This is a genomic window from Candidatus Bathyarchaeia archaeon, from assembly GCA_038873195.1.
Taxonomy (GTDB): domain Archaea; phylum Thermoproteota; class Bathyarchaeia; order Bathyarchaeales; family Bathycorpusculaceae; genus DSLH01.
This window is the reverse complement of sequence record JAVZEV010000001.1, coordinates 467,192-487,280: the sequence shown is the minus strand read 5'-3', so window position 1 is coordinate 487,280 and position 20,089 is coordinate 467,192. Positions and strand designations below refer to the sequence as shown.

Genomic DNA, 20,089 nt, shown 5'->3' with positions numbered 1-20,089 from the left:
TATGCTTTTTTAGGAAAAGTTATTGCTTTTGTTTTTCTCGTCGCCATATTTTGCATATAATTCCTTTCTTAAAGCTTCGAGCATTTCGATTTTTCTTCCACAAAATTCGGCAGCCGTGACAACTTTCACTCTGCACTTTTCTGCCGCTTCATAAACTGGCTTTATTCTCAATTTGTAATTTAAATCGCGCAGAAAATGGTGGTCCAGAACAAGCGTGTCAAGGCTTAACTTCTTTATGATTTTAACAAGGTTGTTATTGGAGATTTCAAGGCTTTTGTATGAATAACGAAAGCCAAGCATGTAAGTCATTGGGCCATCAACAAACAGAATGGCTGGCTTTTCTTTCAGTATGAATCTGATTTGTTCTGGAAGCGAAGGGCCTTCCACATCAGACGTGTAAAGAAATCTGTCGTTGCCGCTTTTTATGCTAACTTCAGTAACGTATCCAAGACGTGGATTTGTTCCGTGGCAGACAGCTTTTGAAAAAGTTATCTGTGTCTTTCCTATTCGAAAATTTTTTCCGTCAGCAATCTCAAGTTTTTTGGGTTTCTCTCTTACTGCTTTTAGAAATAAGGCTGCTCTTTCCCGTTGACTTAAGTTTATGTTTTCTGTTGGATGTTTTATGAAAACCATTTTGTTCTTGTAAAGTTCTGGAGCATCTGGGTCATGGTGGTCGTAATGGTAATGCGTCACCATTAATATGTCCGCTTCTTTCGCTTGTCGCTTTATTTTTCTCCAAGATTCATCAAGCTTCTGCCATTCCAAAAAATGCGGTGGTAAACCATAACGGATGGGTCCCAAAGCTGCTCCGGGGTCGATTAGAATTTTTAGGTCGTCTGTCTCGATGAATGTTGCCATTGAACGAACGCCGAGGCTGTCAAAGGCTAAGGGAACAATATTTTTAATCATTGTTTTGTTTCCTCTGTGAAGAATGCCTCAAGTTTTTTCGTTTCGGTTTTCCTTAGAATTTCCGCACATTTTTTTGGGTCTAAAGATTTGAATTCTAACCCTAAAGTTTCAAGTAGTCGTTGAACATCTTTTGCTATGTTTGGCGCGGCAAGTATTCCGCGTATTTCGCGGTTTGCCTTTTCTTTTATTGCTTCGATGTATTTTGCAAGCTGGATTGCCGCTTCCTTACCAGCAGTTTTACGTTTAACCTCCACAACCACAAGCCTTCCATTCTTATCTACACCATAAACATCAACAAAACCCGGCTCAACCTTCTTCTCATAACTTATGGGCTTGAATCCTTCCTCCAAAAGTGAAGGCTTCATCAAAATTGCCTTATGCATGTCTTCCTCACTTGCGTAAAGAGAAAACTCGCCGGAATCAACAAGACACATAGCTGAGACCATGTTAATCTTATCAAAGGACACGTTAACCGATTCGCGCGGTTTTTGTCTCACTGCACGAATTTCTAGAATGTCGTTTTTAGTTTGCACATGGAAGATGCATCCTGGTGATTGCCAATTAACTGGTTCATAGCCTACTGAGCGGTGAACAAGAAGCGAACCGTCTTCCTTAATTATGAGAATGCGTTCGCCAGGTTCAAGCTTCGATTTGGCTCTACCGAAGTAATGCACCCAACAATTGCCAACAATCAGAAGTGTTTTGCGTTGAGAAATTGCATCTCTAGCTACTGCTTCTGCTTCCAAAGCGTTTGGATTAATTAGAACGTTCAAAGGCTTATTGTTTGGCACGGTTTTTCTCCAATACTTTTAGAAGGCTCGTGCCTACATAAGATTTCTTAAGGGTTGCCATGAACGAGTGGGACAAGAAACGAGAGATAATGCATCGTTATGATGTGACGGCGCACATTTATGACATGCGGTATGCTGAAGAACAAAAAGCTAAGTTTCAAGCTGCGTTCAAGAATCTTAAGATGGACAGACTAGGCTTGGTTTTGGATGTTGGGTGCGGCACGGGGCTTTTGTTTGATTATGTTGCTGATAAAGCAGAAACCGTTATCGGCGTGGACCTTTCCAAAAAGACAATGCTCAAGGCAAAGGAACACGCGAAAAAATTTCAGTATATGCATTTAGTATTGGCTGATGCTGATAAACTACCTTTCTCAGAGAACTTTTTCAATCACGTTTTCGCTTTCACGTTACTTCAGAACATGCCAAATCCATGTGCGACTTTGAAAGAAATTGTGAGAGTTGCAAAAGCAAATGCGGTAATTGTGGTTACGGGTTTAAAGAATGTTTTCTCACGTGAAAGTTTTGAAGAGTTGCTTAGAGACGCTGGCTTGAGAATTGCTGTTTTAGAAAGTGAAGATTTAAAATGTCATGTTGCAGTTTGCGCAAAAACGGTAGATTAAAACTTGTCTATTGGGTTTTTAGTGTTAATGTTTATTGTGCACCAAAAAAAGTTGATAAGCGTGCAAGTTTTATCCGCAATTTTACTTTAAACATAATTGAAACAAAATCAAGTTTCTTATACAGATTGTGGCCCGTTCCGTGCCTTTTCCATCATTTTTCACGTGATTGACAACTAAACTATATATGAAAGTAAAGAATTAGAACTATAATTCCACCGAATTCACAATGTGCTATTCGAATTGGTGGGTTGCAGATGCCTCTAAAAACAATAAAAAAGAGCACACAAGAAGCGTTAACATTAGAATGGGTTCTCCACGTTAAAAATTACAAACTTAATCTTGACAAAAACCTTTGCGTAGGATGCCAAATCTGCGCTTTGGCTTGCCCAAAAGAAGCTATCAAACTTGAGAAACAGCCTAAAACGCAGGGAGAAAAAGCCAAGAGGGCTAAGGTTGACATTGATTTGGCAAAATGTAATTTTTGTGGAATATGCGACGTACTATGTCCATACGGCGCAGTAAAGGTAACTTTGAACGGTCAGCATGTCCTTTCAGTGATTGAGAAGGAAAGCTTTCCGCAACTGATTCGTGACATTCAAGTGGACGCAAGCAAATATCCACCAGAGAGTTTAAAGTGTGAAGAGGCATGTCCCCTTAATCTGGTTAAGATAACATGGCTCACACCTGATGGAAAAACGGTGGAAAACGTCAAGAAGCTTACAAAGAAAGAAAGGAAGGACCTTCAAGTTAAAATTGACGTGGACAAAGAGCATTGTCCATGTTGTAGAATATGCGAGTTCAAATGTCCAGAAGGCGTCATGCGCGTTAAGAAGTTTATTCATGGCAAAATCGCAATTCATGCTGAGAAGTGTCCGGAAGGCTGCACGGACTGCCTTGACGTTTGCCCAATAACTGGGGCACTTTACTATTCTGATGAGGATAAGAAAGTGCACGTAGACGAAATGTTTTGTGTTTATTGTGGTGCATGTAAAGTTGTTTGTCCAGTTGAGGATGCTTTAGAGCTTAAGCGGACGAAGATAATTCATACTCCTGTTCGTTCAGGCGCGTGGAATAAAGCTTTGGAAAGGTTGGCTTCGCCGATTGAGGTGACTAAGGAGTTGAAGGCTAAGGGTTCTCGGAAAGGAATGGAATCTGTTGAGAAAAGGCTTGGATGGAAGGGTGTGTAAGTATGGCTGAAAAGAAGGTTGAGTTTGAGGAGCCGCGAATTGGCGTTTTCATATGTCACTGTGGCTTGAACATAGCTGGCGTAATCGACATTAAAGAACTCGTTGAATACGCTAAGACGTTGCCAAATGTTGTTTACGTTAAAGACAACCGCTACACATGCGCAGACCCTGGACAAGAGGAAATTAGGAAGGGAATAAGGGAGCATAAGCTGAACCGTGTTGTTGTCGCAGCTTGTTCTCCGCGTATGCATGAGCCTACTTTTCGTAGGACTGTTTCTGATGTTGGCTTGAACCCATTTTTGTTTGAGATGGCGAATATCCGTGAATTTTCGTCTTGGTGTCATCCGAGCACGCCGAAGGAGGCTACGGAGAAGGCTAAAGATTTGATAAGGATGGCTGTTGCGAAGGCGAGGTTGCTGCATCCGCTTCAGACGATTGAAGTTCCTGTTACGAATAAGGCTTTGGTTATTGGCGGCGGCATTTCTGGGATGAATGCTGCTTTGGATTTGGCTGAGATGGGCTTTAAGGTGTATGTGCTTGAGAAGGGCGAAAGCATTGGTGGTCACATGGCGCAGTTGGATAAGACGTTTCCAACGCTTGACTGTTCTATTTGTATTGAAGGTCCGAAGATGGTTGATGTTGGAAGGCATCCGAATATTGAGATAATTGCTTTTGCTGACTTGTTAAGTGTTAGCGGTTACATTGGCAATTTTAAGGTTAAGATAAGGAAGAATCCGCGTTATGTGATTGCTGCTAACTGCACGGGCTGTGGCGAGTGTAAGGAGGCTTGTCCGATTGAGTATCCTAACGAGTGGGACATGAATTTAGGCGTTAGAAAAGCGATTTCTGTGCCTTTTGACCAGGCGGTTCCGCTTGTTTACACGATTAACAAGGATTATTGTATTGAGTGTTACAAGTGTGTTGATGCTTGTGGAGCGCGGCAAGCGATAAATTTTGAGCAGAAACCCGAGGAAATTGAGTTGGAGGTTGGGGCGATTGTTGTTGCGACTGGTTATGATATTTATTTGCCTTATGACATGCCGCTTTATGGTTATGGCAAATATCCCAACGTGATTACTTCGCTTGAGTTTGAGAGGCTTATTCTTGCTGCTGGTCCTACTGGCGGGAAGGTTGTTCGGGCTTCGGATGGGCAGAAACCGCATAGCGTAGCGTTTATTCAGTGTGTTGGTTCGCGGGATAAGAACAAGTATCCGTATTGTTCTAACTTTTGTTGTATGTATACTTTGAAGCATGTTGTTCAGCTTAAGGAGAAGTATAAGCAGGATGTGGAGGTTTACGTTTTTTACATGGATATGCGTAGCAACTTTAAGGGTTATGAGGAGTTTTATGACCGTGCGCGTGAGTTGGGTGTGAATTTTATTCGTGGGCGAGTGAGCCGCATTTTGGAAGTTCCTGAGACGAAGAATTTGCTGGTTCATGCTGAGGATATGACGCTTGGTGAGCCGATTGAAGTTGAAGCGGACATGGTTGTTTTGGCGACTGCAGCTATACCGAAGAAGGGCACGGATGAGATTGCGCGTATTTTGAATTTGACTCGTGGGGCTGATGGGTTTTTCATGGAGAGTCATCCTAAGCTTAAGCCTATTGATGCGCCTACTGACGGGATTTTTTTAGCTGGTGCCTGTCAGGGGTTGAAGGATATTCCCTACAGCGTTTCGCAGGGTAGTGGTGCGGCTTCGCGTGCGGCGACTGTGCTTTCTAAGCCTAAGTGGAAGATTGAGCCGATAGTTTCTGTTGTGGACCCGAGCAAGTGTAGGAATGTTAATACTAAATGTGGGATTTGTGCTGAGCGTTGTCCGTATGGCTCGATAAAGGTTGAGGAGAAGAAGCCAGCGGAAGTTATAACTGCCATGTGTCACGGTTGTGGAACATGCGTTGCTGAGTGTCCTGCTGACGCGATTACGCAGATGCATTTTACTGATGCGCAGATTTTGGCTCAGATTAGGGCTGCTTTGGAGAGGGAGCCTGAAGATAAGATTTTGGCGATTTTATGCAACTGGTGCAGTTATGCAGGTGCGGATTTGGCTGGCACGAGCAGGTTTGAGTATCCGCCTGTGATTAGGCCTATTCGTGTTATGTGTTCTGGTAGGGTTGACCGTGATTTTGTTTTGGAGGCGTTTAGGCTTGGCGCGGGTATGGTTTTGATTGGTGCTTGCCATTTGCCTTATGATTGTCACTATATTAGTGGGAATTGGAAGATGAAGGCTAGGATGGATGCTTTGGCGCCTATGTTGCAGAAGCTTGGACTTAGCCCAGAAAGGTTCCGTGTGGAGTATGTTTCTGCAGCTGAAGGCGTGAAGTTTGCTGAGGTTGTTCGTGAGATGGCTGCGCAGATGCAGGCTTTGGGTAAGGAGAAGATTAAAGCGGAGAATGCGAAGTTGCGTCCTGTTTTGGAGAATATGTTGAAGAGGAAAGAGAAGAAATAAGCGCGTGGAGAGACTAGACCCCTCCCTTATTTATAGGTTCAACTTGTGGTTAAGTGGTTTTTTGCTAAGTAGACAATTACGCCTACGCCTAGTCCTGCAGCGCCGATAATCCATGCTTCAAGTGGAATGAAAACCATTAAGGCTAGGCAAGTGATTATGCCTAAAGCTGGAATACATCGTGGGCACAGTCTTTTCTGCGTTTTCAATTTTAGTGCGGACACGTTTGCTAGCGTGTAGTAGAAAAGCAACGCGAAGGTGCTTATGGCTACGACTCTGCTGAGGTTCACGAACAGTGCAAGTAGCGTCATTGCGGTGCCGAATATCCAGATTGAATAGTAGGGCGTGTTAAATTTTGAGTGAAGTTTGCTTAGGGCTTGTGGCAGGTCTTTTCTTCTGCCCATTGCGTATGCCATACGCGACACGCCTAGAATGGCTGTTAGTAGGACGCTTGCTGTTGCGAGTAATCCGCCTGCTGAGACTGTGTAAGTTGCTGTTGTATTTCCTGTTATGCTTATGGCGTCTGTTAAGGGCGATTTTGAGACTGAGAGGCTTGGTGCTCCTATGAGTCCGATGGCTACGATGCCAACGAGAATGTAGACTAGCGTGGATATTGCTAACGACAATAGTATAGCTCTGGGAACGTTGCGTTTTGCGTCTTTGACTTCTTCTGCGATTACGGCTACGCGTGCGAAGCCTCCGTATGCGAAGAAAATGTAAAACGCGCCGTAGAACACTCCGACTTCTAAGGGTGCGAACGGTGCGAAGTTTGCAGTGTTTATGTATCTTACGCCGGCTATGACGAAAAGTGTGAGTATCAGTAGTTTTGCGGCTACGAGGATGTTGTTTATGAGAGCTGATTGCCGTATGCCAAGAAAGTTGAGCACTGTGAAGGCTATGCAGAGAAGCGCGGCAATCACATTCGGCGGTATGGTCGGCGTTATTGCTGTTAGGTAATACGCGAAGCCTAACGAGACGGCTGCACCTGCGAACGTGTTTGATACTATCCACATCCAGCCAGTTAGGAAGCCAGCGAAGGGCGAGATTAGCTGATACGTGTATTCGTAGATGCTTCCTTCTCGGGGTTGCCACGCGGTTAGTTCAGCGAAGCTCAACGCGGTGAACAGAGCAATTACGGCAGCGATAAGCATGGAAACGATTAAGGCTGAACCAGCCAAACCAGCAGCAATACCAGTAACAATGAAAATGCCAGCGCCTATGATTGCGCCAACACTTATAGCCGTAGCATCAAACAAACCCAAAGAGGGTTTTAATTCATGGTGTTGGGTTTCTTCTCTATTCATGCATGCACCAGATATAGAAATCTGTTTTTGGAGTAATTTAGTTATTAAACTTTAATACATTTGTAATGTTACACGTTATGCGATAAATAAAAATAAGTAGTCATATGTTGAAGGGTGGAAAAGAAAGGGGAATGATACTACGTAATGGTTTTTTGCTTAGACCCACAAATTGGGCATTCCTCTGAAGCTATTGGGATTTCAGCACCGCATTTAATGCATTTTTTCAGAAAACTTAGGTGTTTCTTCGGGTTTTAGACTTATCTTAGGGAGGCGTGGTGCTATAAGCGCAATGTAAATGGCAATTGCGAATCCCAAAATGAGGAGAAATAGAAAGGTTACTAGAAATCCAAAAGTTTCAATTAAAAATCCGGCTAGAAACGCACTAAGGATACATATTAGCACGGTTTCTTGGCGCTTATTCATCACCTACAGCTCCACACTAGACATTATTAGAGCATTCGTAGCTATAGTTGTTAGAAATAACACATACAACTTTTTTATTTACCCCTTTCAACACTCCACTCTTTCTTGTATTGTTTCATTCAAATTTTCACTATGTATTACGCTACAAGGGCGTGTAATTTTTTTGGTAATAGATTTACCATTTTATGTGGTTTATCGGCTCAAGAAAAGATGAGTCGCATTAATGTAAGTTTCAATGTCAAAAAGCATTAAAGTTCTTGAACACCATGATTTGTTTGCTTTACTTTTTTTGGAGGTTCTCTCTGTTTTCCCAGAATTCTCGCGTGCGCAAATATTGTATCTTCGCCTTTAGTAGGTCCATGTAGAATTCGTCTTCTTTCATATGCATTTTCCCCAATATCCTAAACGCTGTTTCCGGTCCAACACCTTTAACTTCTAAAGCCACCATCGCTTTCTTGCCATAGCTTAGCACTAAATCTGCCGTGCGTCTCGCATCTCGCAACTCTTTAAGCTCCTCTTCCGCTAACTCTTTATCTTTACGTCTTTTCCTCAAAATCTCACGCAGACGCTTCGCATCTTGGCTCGGATACAATAGCGCCAAAAGTCCCGAACCACATTTTTCACATGCTGGCTTTTCTGGCAAACTCCTAATCTTCTTTTCGCTCGTCCATTCGCCACAATTTATGCAGAGCAGCTTTGCAGTTCTCGCCTCTATCGCCTTCTTCATCTTGTCAATATTGCTTAGCAAAACTTCTTCTGGAGCCATAAGCTCCGAAATGTCAGAATACATTGCGAGTATGCGATAGGCTAGTGGCGTGGGCTTTTCAGAACGCCACACAGTGCTAACATTCACCTTCCCATCCCTAACCGCATGCATAATCTCTTTAACCTTCGCCACATCCACTTTCTCCAACAACGCCTCACGCAAAGTCTCATCATAAACTGGCGTGTTCCTAAATTGACCAACAAGCTGACTCTGCCGTTCAGGACCCATCGTTTTCCCACGAGGCAAAGCTCCAAACCTTTCAGCAACAAACTTCATCTTGTAAGAAAACGGAAACCGCGCTTCCAAATAATCACTAAAAGCCTTATCCACCTCTTCATCCGCCAAACCAAACAATAATGCGGGCATCTTTTCAACATCCCGCTGCGCAAGATTCCTAGGCATCTCAATAAGTATCCTATAACCATCATTCCACCAGCCAACAATCAACTCCCTATCAGAAAGCACCGAATCAAAAACACTGCCCAAAGTGCGATTTACAATCTCGCCAAAACTCGCATGAATTATTAGGTATTTGTCGAATGCTTCAACGAGAATGTGATTATGTGTTGGCAACGGCGCGCCTTGCTTCAGATGTTCAGCAACCTCTCTAACCGCGTCAAGCAAAGCCGCCTTATCCACTTTAAGTTTACCAGCAAGTTTCTCCGCTACAGCCTCTGCCTTATCACTTTCTCGCAACGCTTCTCTAATCTGCTCACGCAGTCTACCCGTTTCCTGAGCCAACTCAAACGGCACAGGCAAAATCTCCCCATCCCAACCAGGAATCGCTGCAAACGGGTCTTCGGCAGGAACAACGTAAACCGTGCCAGTCTCATCCTCTATCTGCACTATACGCCAAACCCTACCTCTCACAATGAAATTCAAGCCTACACGGGCTCTTATAGCCATGAACTCGTCGCCCAATGTGCCAATCTTCCTGTCAGAAATCACGTTCACTATCGGGTAGCGCTTCTCGTCCGGAATCATGGACAAATTCTCAAAGTAATAACGTCTACTTTTTCTGGCTTTTCTCAAAACTTTTCCTTCTCTGTCAAATCTTAATTCGTCGAGGCTGTCTAAAAAGTCTATCACGTCCAAAAGCGTTTCTTCGCTCAAATTGCGGTAAGGATAAGCCCGGCGCACAGTTGCCAGCACCTCTTTTGTTGTCAAGAACTGCTTATCCATGAGCAATCCAACCACTTGATGTGCCAAAACGTCCAAAGCGCCTTCGTGAATTAAAACCGGCTCAACCCTATTCGCATAAGCGTTTTTTACAGCCGCTGTCGATTCCAAAGTGTCGTCTGGAAAAGCCGTGAGGATGACGCCTTCAGAAAGCATATCCAGCCTATGTCCACTACGCCCAACACGCTGAATCAAGTTGCTCACTTGCCTCGGCGAAAGATACTGAACAACCAAGTCCACGTTGCCTATGTCTATGCCAAGTTCCAATGTGCTCGTGCAAATAATCGCCCTCAAAACACCACTCTTAAACTCGTCCTCAATCTGCACACGTTCCTCTTTTGACAAAGAACCATGATGAACCGCAATGTCCACTCGTCCAAGCTGACCAAACTTGTGACCCAGCATCTCCGCGTTCGTTCGACTATTCACAAAAATTAACGTTGACTTGTGACTGTCAACAAGCTCTAGCACTCGCCTTATTCTCGCCGCCGCTTCAGGCGAAGTCCTAAGTTTCCCAGCCAACTCATAATCCGCATCAGTCGGCAACGGACTCTCCACGTTATAGCTGTAGCCTTTATGCGGCAACGCCTCAATAATTCGAACCTTTCGACCAGTTCCAGCAACAAACTGCGCAACCTCTTCTGGGTTTCCAACAGTAGCCGACAAACCAACCCGCTGAAACTCTCCGCCAACAACATCAAAGAGACGCTCCAAAGCTATTGAAAGCTGGACTCCACGTTTGCTAGATGCTAATTCATGCACTTCATCAACAACAACATGCCTAACATGGCTTAGGTGCTGTCTCATGCGAGCGCCTGGAAGAATCGCCTGCAATGTCTCCGGCGTAGTCACAAGCATCTGCGGCGGCGAAATCGCTTGTTTCCTACGCAGTTTCATTTCTGTATCGCCATGCCTAACCTCCACCGTCAAGCCCAGCCGTTGAGCCCAAAAAGACAAACGCTTCAGCAAATCACGGTTCAAGGCTCTCAAAGGTGTAATGTAAACTACTGATATGCCCCTCTTCTTTTCCTGTTGAATAAGCTTAGAAAAAATTGGAAGAAGAACCGCTTCAGTTTTGCCGCTTCCTGTAGGCGCAATCAAAAGCACGTTTTCTCCAGCCATAACATGCGGAATCGCCTTTGCCTGCGGAAGTGTCGGCTCAGCAAAGCCTAATTCTGCTAAAGCGTCTCGGATAGGCTTGGCGAGTGAAAAGAAAACGTTTGAGTCCGCATGGTTACTTTTCATTTGCCTGTGCCAAAATTATATTGTCAAGGAAAGCTTTAAACTTGCATCTTCACGATAAGCAACAGCCACTTTCCTCTCGAATTTTCCCTGCGTTAAAATGTCACCAAACACTTCAACCAACAACTCATTTCGGGAACAGAAAAACACTTCACCCTGCCCGTTTATCCAAACATGCAAACCCCTCGTTTTTTCTTTGTGAAGAAAATGCAAGAGCACACGCGTTTTCTCCACATGTAACAGACTCAATGCGCTTGGTCCTTCCAGAGACGAAAAAAGCGCGTTTAAGGCGTCGTTAACATCAGTCTTCTCTGTCAGCAATTTTTCAAACAAGTGTGGAATCACTTCCGAGTCGATAAGTTCAACTTTTTCAGACTCGAAACTATGCATTTTAAGAGCTTTTCTAATTTCCTTATAATTCGTGACACTGCCATTATGGGCTGAAATGATGGTCAAATTTGGATTGCACTTTGCGATGTAGGGCTGAGCGGTTTCCCTAAAAGAGGTGCTTGCCATAAACTGTGGACTCGGCATCCGCACATGCGCAATTAGAACAGACGCTTCTTCCAAGCCGAAAATTTCAGATAAACGCTTAACAGGAGAACCGTTAATGCTTCCAACTTTTTCCAAAACAACCTCTCCGTTCTCTTTAAGAACCGCAATTCCTGCTCCGTAGCCTCCGACAGGTTTGGGTTCTGTTGGGTACTGGTGGGTTTCCAGTTTTTCAAGTAATCTGAACACGTTTTCCACGGCAATGGGCGTTTTTAAAGCGAAACCGAATATACCGCACATTTGCAATGTCTTCCGTAAGCGTAAATAGCGTGAACAATTATTTCAATATGTTGGACGATAAGCAATCTCATTCAACACAGTGAATTTCTTCCACAGATCCCTCTTTTTTCATTTCCTTTTAACGATGACTAACAGGATATGATTATACGCTTTAACACTTCGATGTGCTCGATGAGTTTTTATTTTGGCAACGATCACAGTATTGGTGCGGTCTGTAGGTTGGATAAGACAGATGGGCAAAGCGGAGAAGGTTTTGAGCGAAATTGAGAGCAAAATTAAAAAAGGTAAGTTTTTGCCCATTGTTGGGCCTGATAGAGGTCAAATTTTAGTTGAAATTATTCGCGATATTACGCCTAAACGTGTTTTGGAAATTGGAACTCTTATTGGTTATTCAGCTATTCTGATGGGAAAAGAATTGGGAAGCGATGCCCAACTAATCACCATAGAGATCGACTCTCATGCAGCAGAGATTGCGAAGAACAACATAAAAAGGGCGGAAATACCGCCAACGGTTGAAGTTTTGGTCGGCGACGCTCTTAAGATAATTCCGAAGTTAAAGGGCAAGTTTGATCTTGTTTTCATAGATGCCGAGAAACAGCAATATCTGGATTATCTACAGTTAATCGAAAATAGACTCCACAAAGGAAGCGTCGTGATCGCAGATAACGTGGAACATGCGCCGGACTATCTGGATTATGTAAGACACTCAGGAAAATACGCGAGCAAACACATATCAGCAAGTGCTGGAGGTCTCGAAGTAAGTTTTAAACTTTGAATGCCATTAGTTTTGTTAGGAGACATTAAAAGAAGTTTGAAAACCAATTTACTCCGCGTTAACTTGGCTCCAGAAAAGGCGAAGTAAGGTCGGGTTTGAATATCTCGCAGAAATGGACGGGACCAAAATCTTTAGGAAACGTAAATAAACTTGAACTATTACCCAAAATGTGGACGATGAGGTAATCGAGGTACACTGACAAAGCGGATGATTGCTTTTTCCGCTCCTGAGTCCAAAACTTTTCGCATAGAAGAAGTCAACTAAAAATACGCGAAATAAGAGGAGAGAGGGGTAAGAACGACTTTTACTTTTCTGATGGTCCCGTAACGTAAGCCCATATGCTGACCATGACAAGCGTTAAGCAAGCACCAGCGAATCCTGAAATTACGTATCTAGCCTTGAGAACTTCGGGCAACACTGTCATGATTGCTGGAATCACGTATTCCGCTGTTATGTCAGCGATGACTCCTGCAGCGAATCCGAGGGCAGCTACTATGAGGAAGATTTTCATTCTGTCTTTCAACTTTTTCACCTTTGCCTTACACTTGATTTCTAAGCCTCTTTTTAGTCTAACTTACACATTTTTGTCTATTACGCAGAAATCAGCAACTTTACCTTTTAATTGGAAAATTAAAGCGCAAAACGCTTTTCGCTTTGACATATAGCTCTACGTATATACGTGCATATTTCTACCATGTTAACAATGTATAATATTGTTCTGTGCATCCTTCATCTTTCGGAGGTAATTAATTTGTCAGAAAGATTCGCAAAAAAATGGGAAACTAGAAGAGATGAACAACCATTCACAAACCGCATCAAGGAGGCAGTCAGACCGCCAGGTCCACTGAAGCCGCGATTGGATTTCGCAGTTAGACGCATTGAATTGCAAGTTCAGAAACTTGACCAGGCAACTGAAAGGTTCAGCCAAAGAGACAAGACAATATTCGCAAGAATAGTCGACGCCTACACAAAGCATGACACTGCACGCGCAAACGTCTTCGCAAACGAGCTCGCGGAAATACGCAAAATGGAAAGATTAATTATTAACGCAAGACTCGCACTCGAACAAATAGTATTAAGATTACGCACAGTATCAGAACTTGGAGATGTAGTATCAACTCTAGGACCAGCAGTCGGCGTTTTAAGGTCAGTGAGAGCAGGACTTGTAAGTGTATTTCCAGAAGCAGAGAACGAACTTGGAGAAATTGGCAACTTACTCAGTGGCATAATGATTGAAGCTGGACAAAGCTCGGGAATGACGCTGAACTTTGACGCAGTAAACGAAGACGCACAGAAAATTCTCACAGAAGCCGCAACAGTCGCAGAACAAAGAATCAAAGAAAAGTTCCCAGAACTCCCACCAGGAATTCCGGGACTCCCAGCGCCTTCCTTAGGTGAAAAAGCGCCAACCGAAACTTCTTAAAAATGTAGGGGAGAAAAACCATGCCACAAGACCCCAATCTTTTTCTTTCTGTTGGAAAGCAAATCAAAGATGAATACGGGCGAGTAGTAGGCAAAGTAGCCTCTTTTGCAGTCTCTCCAAACGGAAAATTCGACGCTGCATTCATTGAGCAGGGCGATGGAAAATTCTTGAAACTTCCCGCGGACCACCTGAAATTTGATGGTGCCGAAATAACACTCATGTCTAAAATAAAAGCGAAAGCGTCCCTCTTATGTGACCAGATACCACTTTTATGGCGAAAAGACCAAGCCCTCAAAGAGTTGGTTGAAAAGAAGAAGATTTCGCAGGAGCTTTATGAAGAACTTCACAACAGTTTTGAGGGAGCACTAACTCAACTGAAAACCGAAGCTCAATCTATTATTGAAGAAATTAATAGGGAAATTGTCGGATGTACCGAAGAAACGCGAGAGCTGAATTACGCTTTGGTGCATCTGGAAATCGAACACGAGATAGGAAAAATCGACGACCAATATTATGGAGCCGCCTTCGCAATAATCCAAGAAAACCTGAAACGAGTCAACGTGGAGAAAAACGATTTAGAACTTACAAAAAATAAACTTTCAAACATCCTACTCGGCGAAGACCTAAAAACTACAGAACTGCCGAAAGAGAAGGCAAAGATTGAAGCTCCAAAAGAGTTCGCTCCAGTTTCGGCAAGTCCTGAACTCCCAGAACCCCCAGTAGTCGTTTATGTAAAGGAAATAGGAAGAAGCGGCATATAGGCCAGCAACTGACGGTGGCGGGCGGAGGGACAAAAAATCAAAGGTTTTCTTCATCCGAACCCTCCACCATTTCGGGAAACAGTTGCTAAGTCAATTCAAACCTTAAAAGTTCAACGCAACAAACTTGACCAGGCAACTTTTCGTCTGAAAGAAAGAGACAGAATTCTCTTTCAAACATGCATCACTGCTTTAAAAAATAAGAATAAAGAGAAGGCAGCAATCTGCGCAAACGAAATCGCAGAAGTTCGCAAATTAATAAAGTTTCTTTATAATGTTGAGTTAGCCATAGAACGCGTGATTCTCAGACTTGAAACCATAAAAGAGTTAAGCGACATCGTTGTCGACTTGAAACCTTCTTTAAAGCTTTTGCAGCGGGTATCACAGGAACTGTTTGAAGTTTTACCTGACGTCTCTTCCGAACTAAACAAGGTCAACGAAGAAATAAGCGAAACATTGTATTCGACGAGAATAACCGCTGACGAGTCAATAATACCAGTGAACAGAAAAACCCCAGGAGGAGAAGAAATACTAAAAGAAGTGTCGGGCTTTCTAGAACAAAGACTCGCGGAGAAACTTCCCGAACCGCCCACCACCATTACTACGCCAGAAACCGAACAGCCCGCATTGAAAGAAATGGTTGCGTTAGCCGCCAACTGTTCCCAAGCAACAGGTCAAGAAACCGTGACAGAGCAGAATGGAAATTCTTCCCAAACCCTCTTTTCTTATAAAAAAGCCGAAATTCAAGAAATCTCCTTGAAAATTGAGAATCCACTTTTAGAGGATATGCTTCTTGATTATGTAAGAAAATGTAATGGAGAAATTGACATAGCGCGCTGTTCTACAGATTTGAAAACTTCTGATGAGGAAGTTAGAAAAGCGCTTGAAAGTTTAGGAGCGAAAGGGAAAATAAAAATTGAGTTAAGAACTGGAGAGTAGGAGTGGAAAAATTTTGAGCGCCTCACAAGAACTTGAGAAAGCCGCAACAAATTACGCGTTAGAAGCAGTGCGCTTAGACAAGCAAGGCTCCAGAGGCTTGGCAATAACAATGTATCAGAAAGCCATAGAAAGTCTACTGAAACTTGTCCAGCTCTATCCAGAATACAGCTTAAACAAAGTTTACATACAGAGAGCAATCGCCTACCAAGAGCGAATAAAAGCATTGCAAGGAGCAGTTTCGCCCGCAGAGTTTCGCGAGGAAACCCAAGGTTCTGAAAATGCAAAAACCACGGAAGGCGGCAAGTCAAGCTACGAGGAACTAATAGTAACTGAAAAACCAAACGTTAAATGGGAAGAAGTAGTTGGACTAGACAATGCCAAAAGAGCCGTGAAAGAAGCAATAGTTTATCCAGTTCAGAGACCCGACTTATTCCCATTAGGATGGCCACGCGGAATTCTCTTGTTCGGACCGCCAGGCTGCGGCAAAACTCTTCTGGCTGCCGCAGTCGCCACAGAAATCGACGCAACTTTCATTTCCATCGACGCAGCCTCAATAATGTCTAAATGGTTAGGCGAGGCTGAACAGAATGTTGCCAAACTTTTTGGTTCAGCCAGAAAATCAGCAAATGATGGAAAACCATCCATAGTTTTTATCGATGAGTTGGATTCTCTGATGGGTGCACATTCAAACGAAGTGGGCGGAGAAGTGCGCGTTCGAAACCAGTTTCTGAAAGAGATGGATGGAATAGTTGACAAAGGCAAAAATCTTCACGTTTACGTGATTGGAGCCACGAATAAACCGTGGGACTTGGACTGGGCTTTCATCAGAAGATTCCAAAAAAGAATTCTAGTGCCACTTCCAGACCATCACACTCGCTTAATGATGTTCAAGCTTTACACAAGCAATCTACAACTCGCCGCTGACGTTGATTTGCATGAATTAGCACGATTGTCTGAAGGCTTTTCTGGAAGCGACATAAGAGACGTCTGCCAATCAGCACACCTGAAACTTATAGGCGAATTCTTCGAATCGGGCCAAGCAACCAATAAACAAGCCAAGCCTAGACCCTTAAGAATGGACGATTTCAGACTGATACTTGAAGAGAGAAAACCAAGCGTTTCGCTTGACATGCTATCCTTATATAACAGGTGGTTTGAAGCCTTCAAGGCTCTTTAAGGAGGGAGATGAACAGCAGAAACTGTTGGGTGGAAAGGTTTGGAGAAACCCTTTATAATTTTTGTAGAAATCTCCTTTCTCCCCCTCAAACAGAATCTCCAAACCCCACAACCCAACAAAAACCGACGCATTAACGTTTTTTGATGGCTAACTTCTCAACAATGTCCGCAATTTTCTCCGGATTCTTCAACACATCCACGTAGGGAACTTTCAAGTTCATCTTTTCCGTTGAAAAAGGACCAGTAAATGCCAAAACAGGTTTGAAATTGTTTAAGATTTCCAGCGCTTCTCTTTCAGATTTTACAACTGCAATTTTTGGTATATTCTCGTTTTTGTTTACAAGCTTTCTGAATCCTTCAAGAATAACTACATCGTGACCTTCACATTTTTTCAAAATCTTCTCTAACGAAAAATCTGCTTCGTTCACTTTTTCTATCGTTGCTATTTCATGTGATGCTACGCTTATGATTGTTCTCGCTCCAGCCTTAGCAAATCTCCATGTATCCTTATCTTTTGTGTCTATGGTGAAGTCTGGCTCTGGAATGTGTTTTACTGCGGCGACTTTGTAGCCTCTTTTTGTTAGCTCTATCGTTAGGGCTTCTATTGTGGTTGTTTTTCCAGAACTTTTGCTGCCAACTACTGCTACTATTGCCGTTTTCAATTCTTTAACGCCTTTGTTACCTTAGTTCTTCTTTGAAGATTTCTTCTAAAGTCTTCTTGCTTACATTAAGCTTTTGGGAAAGGTCTTTCACCCAGCTCATGTATTTTCTGAAAATGTTCTGAAGTATCTCCGCTTTTTCACTTTCTGACAAGTCCTTTTCTTCAGCTAACAACAGCGCAAACCATCTGCCTGTGTCCGACAATTGATAAGCCTTAACCCATGTTGCACGCTGTTCTGTTTCGATTTTCTCCATGTTTTCTGCTAAAATTCCAAGGTTTGTCAGCGATTTTAGAGTTTCAATTATTGTCTTGTTTGAGTAGGCAAGTTTTCTTACAAGTTCTTTTTGGTAGATTTTGTTTGATATGCCCCTGCTGAGTGAGAATTTTAGGATGTCAACTGCTGCTTTTGAGCCGAAGATTGCGCTTAATATTTTGCTTTTTTGTTCGGACGGAAGAAACACTACATATGGATGTAAACTTTCTTTCACGCAGGTCACGTTTAAATGCTCTATTAGGATTTGATTTTAAGTTTTCTGTTGTATGTGCAATAGACTTTTTAACATTCCCTCACACCATTTTATCAAGGTGCACCAAAACGACTACTAAAGACTGGGTTCCAGCGGACGGCGACACCATCGCAACCAAAGAAGGCTTCATACTCAACGTCTTCGGCTATGAACATCCGCAAGATCGCGTTTTCGCCTTCTTAAAGTACATTCCTTCCAAGTTCAAAACGCTCTTTCAAATCGAGTTTCTGGAGCGAACGTGGAAATATGGGCAGCTGGAACTTTTCCGCGCCGAAAAACTCTATACGGTCCAAAATTATCAGGTTTTTCTTGAAACTTTTCGTAAAAACTTTCCAAGTTATGTATATTTCTGTCCTTTTAGGGGTAAATATGTAATAAGTGCGCCGTTGGGTTCGGTTGAAAGGGTTTATGTTCCGCGGGATTGCTTGGCCTCTATAATTAAGCAGAAACGGCATGACCGCTTGCAGAAAATGACTTTGGATTTTGTCAATTTGTTGTCTGACGAGTCTGGCATAGCTATTGAAGACTTTGGCGTTCATGGCTCCATAGCCCTTAACATGCACTCGTCAAAATCCGACATAGACATTGTTGTTTATGGCGCAGAAAACTTCCGCAAACTAGAGAAAACAGTGGAAAGGCTTGTTGAAGCTAAAAAGTTAAGTTATGTCTTCAATAACCGTTTAGACGCTGCAAGACGTTTTAAAGGGCGCTTTTCTGGGAAGATTTTCATGTACAACGCAGTTCGCAAAAAAGAGGAGATTCACGTGGAATATGGCGCTTACAAATTCACGCCTTTAGCTCCATTAAAATTCACATGCACGGTTAACGATGACAGTGAAGCCATGTTCCGCCCAGCAATTTACAAAATAGAAGATTACACACCAGCAAATCAAACTTCAGACATTCCAAAAGAAAAAATCCCAACACTCGTAGTTTCAATGATTGGATGTTATAGGAACGTTGCGAGGAAAGGAGACAAAATCAAGGTTGCCGGAACACTGGAAAAGGTTGAAGGTCTTTGCAAAGATGAAGTTTTTTACCAAGTTGTTGTTGGAACCGGCGTAAGCGAGGAAGAGTACATTTGGCCAATCTGAAACTTAGAGACCGCGACACAATAGTAACCAGAGAAGGCTTGATTTTTCGCGTTTTTGGCTATTCTCATCCAGCAAATGCATATGTTTGCGATGTTGAATATGCGCCGGCAGAAATTTTTAAGTCTAATAATCCTAAAGCGTTTAGAACTGATGGAAACCGCGTCTTCTTTAAGTTTTATGAGGATGAAGGCTGGAAATTTGTTAAAGAAAATTTTCCAGAGCACATGATATTTCTGCCTACTATTCGTAAGAAGGTTGTTGGCGTTAAACGCGCAAATATTATGGAAACACGGAAACCAGATGAAGGACTTGTGCAACTTGTTGAAAAAGAGCCGAAAGACGAGCTTTTAAACGCTTTAAAAAACGTTTTGAAAATTGTAACTGACCATGCGGGTTTATCTGAAAGGAATTTTGGCGTTTTCGGTTCTCTCCTTCACGGGTTCTACCATCCAAAGTTTTCTGACATAGACCTAATCGTTTATGGCGGAAAAAACTTGGCAAAACTGCGAGAGGCTCTTCTGGCGCTTTATTGTGACGGAAATTCTCAATTTAAGAACGAGTTTGAAAACGATGATTCAATAAAAGGGAAAGCTTGGAGATTCAGAAATTACAGCGCCATAGAGTTCGTTTGGCATCAGCAGAGAAAACTGATTTACGCAGTGTTTAATGACAAACAAAGCGGAAGAACCATAAAGGCAGAGTTTGAACCCGTGAAAGACTGGAAAGAAATACATAAAGCATATTTTCTTGACGGAAGGATTGTGCAGAAGGGCTGGGTTAAACTTTTTGCGCGCATAACCGAAGACTGCGACGCGCCTTTTATTCCTTCAGTTTATGGCGTCGAACCGTTAGAAATTATAGAAGGAGAAGCTGGCGCTGACGAAATTGAGCGTGTAGTGTCTTACATGGAAGAGTTTCGCATGCAAGCATTCAAAGATGAAAAGGTCTACGTGGAAGGAAACTTGGAAGAGGTAATAACGCCAAAAAGCAGTTTTCATCAAATAACGCTAACCTACTGCCCAAGATACTACGAGCAAGTCCTTAAAAGCATAAACCAAAAATAAATTATTATAGTGGAG

At 42.9% G+C, this 20,089-nt stretch carries 18 protein-coding genes; 10 read left to right on the top strand and 8 right to left on the bottom strand.

Annotated features, from left to right (window positions below; translation table 11 throughout):
• Positions 1-9: 9 nt before the first annotated feature.
• Together QXW63_02740 and nucS are read right to left on the bottom strand one after the other, a co-directional pair.
• The gene (locus QXW63_02740) at positions 10-909 is read right to left on the bottom strand and encodes an MBL fold metallo-hydrolase (protein MEM3460817.1); all 900 of its coding nucleotides are present in this window, start codon (positions 907-909) and stop codon (positions 10-12) included.
• Complete coding sequence (gene nucS / locus QXW63_02735) at positions 906-1,700, bottom strand: endonuclease NucS (protein ID MEM3460816.1); 795 nt, start codon at positions 1,698-1,700, stop codon at positions 906-908. Before nucS ends, QXW63_02740 begins: the two co-directional genes overlap by 4 nt.
• A gap of 59 nt (positions 1,701-1,759) precedes the next feature.
• On the opposite strand from nucS, the gene QXW63_02730 reads away from it, so the two are divergent.
• The 3 genes from QXW63_02730 (at position 1,760) to QXW63_02720 (ending at position 5,954) form a co-directional block, all read left to right on the top strand.
• Entirely contained in the window at positions 1,760-2,320 is a 561-nt protein-coding gene (locus QXW63_02730; GenBank protein ID MEM3460815.1) for a methyltransferase domain-containing protein, read from the top strand.
• A 254-nt stretch (positions 2,321-2,574) separates the two neighbouring features.
• Entirely contained in the window at positions 2,575-3,507 is a 933-nt protein-coding gene (locus tag QXW63_02725) for a 4Fe-4S dicluster domain-containing protein (GenBank protein MEM3460814.1), read from the top strand.
• A gap of 2 nt (positions 3,508-3,509) precedes the next feature.
• Positions 3,510-5,954, top strand: coding sequence for a hydrogenase iron-sulfur subunit (locus tag QXW63_02720; GenBank protein MEM3460813.1), 2,445 nt, complete (start codon positions 3,510-3,512; stop codon positions 5,952-5,954).
• Between the two features lie 38 nt (positions 5,955-5,992).
• Here the strand turns inward: QXW63_02720 and QXW63_02715 are convergent, their stop codons facing one another.
• From QXW63_02715 to QXW63_02705, 3 genes are all read right to left on the bottom strand, one after another.
• Complete coding sequence (locus QXW63_02715; protein MEM3460812.1) at positions 5,993-7,255, bottom strand: amino acid permease; 1,263 nt, start codon at positions 7,253-7,255, stop codon at positions 5,993-5,995.
• 703 nt (positions 7,256-7,958) lie between these two features.
• Complete coding sequence (locus QXW63_02710; GenBank protein ID MEM3460811.1) at positions 7,959-10,868, bottom strand: DEAD/DEAH box helicase; 2,910 nt, start codon at positions 10,866-10,868, stop codon at positions 7,959-7,961.
• A 15-nt stretch (positions 10,869-10,883) separates the two neighbouring features.
• A complete protein-coding gene (locus QXW63_02705) occupies positions 10,884-11,657 on the bottom strand; it encodes a hypothetical protein (protein MEM3460810.1) in 774 nt (257 codons plus the stop codon).
• Positions 11,658-11,841: 184 nt separating this feature from the next.
• On the opposite strand from QXW63_02705, the gene QXW63_02700 reads away from it, so the two are divergent.
• Complete coding sequence (locus QXW63_02700; protein MEM3460809.1) at positions 11,842-12,432, top strand: O-methyltransferase; 591 nt, start codon at positions 11,842-11,844, stop codon at positions 12,430-12,432.
• 304 nt (positions 12,433-12,736) lie between these two features.
• Here QXW63_02700 and QXW63_02695 read toward each other — a convergent pair whose 3' ends face one another.
• Positions 12,737-12,955: a hypothetical protein gene (locus QXW63_02695; protein MEM3460808.1), complete on the bottom strand. Its 219-nt coding sequence runs from the start codon at positions 12,953-12,955 to the stop codon at positions 12,737-12,739.
• A gap of 228 nt (positions 12,956-13,183) precedes the next feature.
• On the opposite strand from QXW63_02695, the gene QXW63_02690 reads away from it, so the two are divergent.
• The 4 genes from QXW63_02690 to QXW63_02675 are packed head-to-tail and all read left to right on the top strand — an operon-like array spanning position 13,184 to position 16,729.
• On the top strand, positions 13,184-13,855 hold the full coding sequence (locus tag QXW63_02690; protein ID MEM3460807.1) for a Snf7 family protein: 672 nt from the start codon (positions 13,184-13,186) through the stop codon (positions 13,853-13,855).
• A 20-nt stretch (positions 13,856-13,875) separates the two neighbouring features.
• The gene (locus QXW63_02685) at positions 13,876-14,616 is read left to right on the top strand and encodes a CdvA-like protein (protein ID MEM3460806.1); all 741 of its coding nucleotides are present in this window, start codon (positions 13,876-13,878) and stop codon (positions 14,614-14,616) included.
• 36 nt (positions 14,617-14,652) lie between these two features.
• Entirely contained in the window at positions 14,653-15,552 is a 900-nt protein-coding gene (locus QXW63_02680) for a Snf7 family protein (protein MEM3460805.1), read from the top strand.
• Between the two features lie 10 nt (positions 15,553-15,562).
• Positions 15,563-16,729, top strand: a complete 1,167-nt coding sequence (locus QXW63_02675; GenBank protein ID MEM3460804.1) for an AAA family ATPase — start codon at positions 15,563-15,565, stop codon at positions 16,727-16,729.
• A 130-nt stretch (positions 16,730-16,859) separates the two neighbouring features.
• Here QXW63_02675 and mobB read toward each other — a convergent pair whose 3' ends face one another.
• The gene (gene mobB, locus QXW63_02670; protein MEM3460803.1) at positions 16,860-17,390 is read right to left on the bottom strand and encodes a molybdopterin-guanine dinucleotide biosynthesis protein B; all 531 of its coding nucleotides are present in this window, start codon (positions 17,388-17,390) and stop codon (positions 16,860-16,862) included.
• A 16-nt stretch (positions 17,391-17,406) separates the two neighbouring features.
• Positions 17,407-17,877, bottom strand: coding sequence for a hypothetical protein (locus QXW63_02665; protein ID MEM3460802.1), 471 nt, complete (start codon positions 17,875-17,877; stop codon positions 17,407-17,409).
• Between QXW63_02665 and QXW63_02660 the strand changes: the two genes are divergently transcribed.
• On the top strand, positions 17,856-19,010 hold the full coding sequence (locus tag QXW63_02660; GenBank protein MEM3460801.1) for a nucleotidyltransferase domain-containing protein: 1,155 nt from the start codon (positions 17,856-17,858) through the stop codon (positions 19,008-19,010). The two genes, QXW63_02665 and QXW63_02660, sit on opposite strands and share 22 nt — an antisense overlap.
• The gene (locus QXW63_02655; GenBank protein MEM3460800.1) at positions 18,998-20,074 is read left to right on the top strand and encodes a nucleotidyltransferase domain-containing protein; all 1,077 of its coding nucleotides are present in this window, start codon (positions 18,998-19,000) and stop codon (positions 20,072-20,074) included. The genes QXW63_02660 and QXW63_02655 overlap by 13 nt, the downstream gene beginning before the upstream one ends.
• Positions 20,075-20,089: the final 15 nt, after the last annotated feature.

Coding starts and splice junctions, on each gene's coding strand:
- QXW63_02720 (MEM3460813.1), top strand. CDS start 3,510: ATGGCTGAAAAGAAGGTTGAGTTTGAGGAGCCGCGAATTGGCGTTTTC.
- QXW63_02710 (MEM3460811.1), bottom strand. CDS start 10,868: ATGAAAAGTAACCATGCGGACTCAAACGTTTTCTTTTCACTCGCCAAG.
- QXW63_02740 (MEM3460817.1), bottom strand. CDS start 909: ATGATTAAAAATATTGTTCCCTTAGCCTTTGACAGCCTCGGCGTTCGT.
- QXW63_02725 (MEM3460814.1), top strand. CDS start 2,575: ATGCCTCTAAAAACAATAAAAAAGAGCACACAAGAAGCGTTAACATTA.
- QXW63_02705 (MEM3460810.1), bottom strand. CDS start 11,657: ATGTGCGGTATATTCGGTTTCGCTTTAAAAACGCCCATTGCCGTGGAA.
- QXW63_02660 (MEM3460801.1), top strand. CDS start 17,856: ATGGATGTAAACTTTCTTTCACGCAGGTCACGTTTAAATGCTCTATTA.
- QXW63_02730 (MEM3460815.1), top strand. CDS start 1,760: ATGAACGAGTGGGACAAGAAACGAGAGATAATGCATCGTTATGATGTG.
- QXW63_02685 (MEM3460806.1), top strand. CDS start 13,876: ATGCCACAAGACCCCAATCTTTTTCTTTCTGTTGGAAAGCAAATCAAA.
- QXW63_02715 (MEM3460812.1), bottom strand. CDS start 7,255: ATGAATAGAGAAGAAACCCAACACCATGAATTAAAACCCTCTTTGGGT.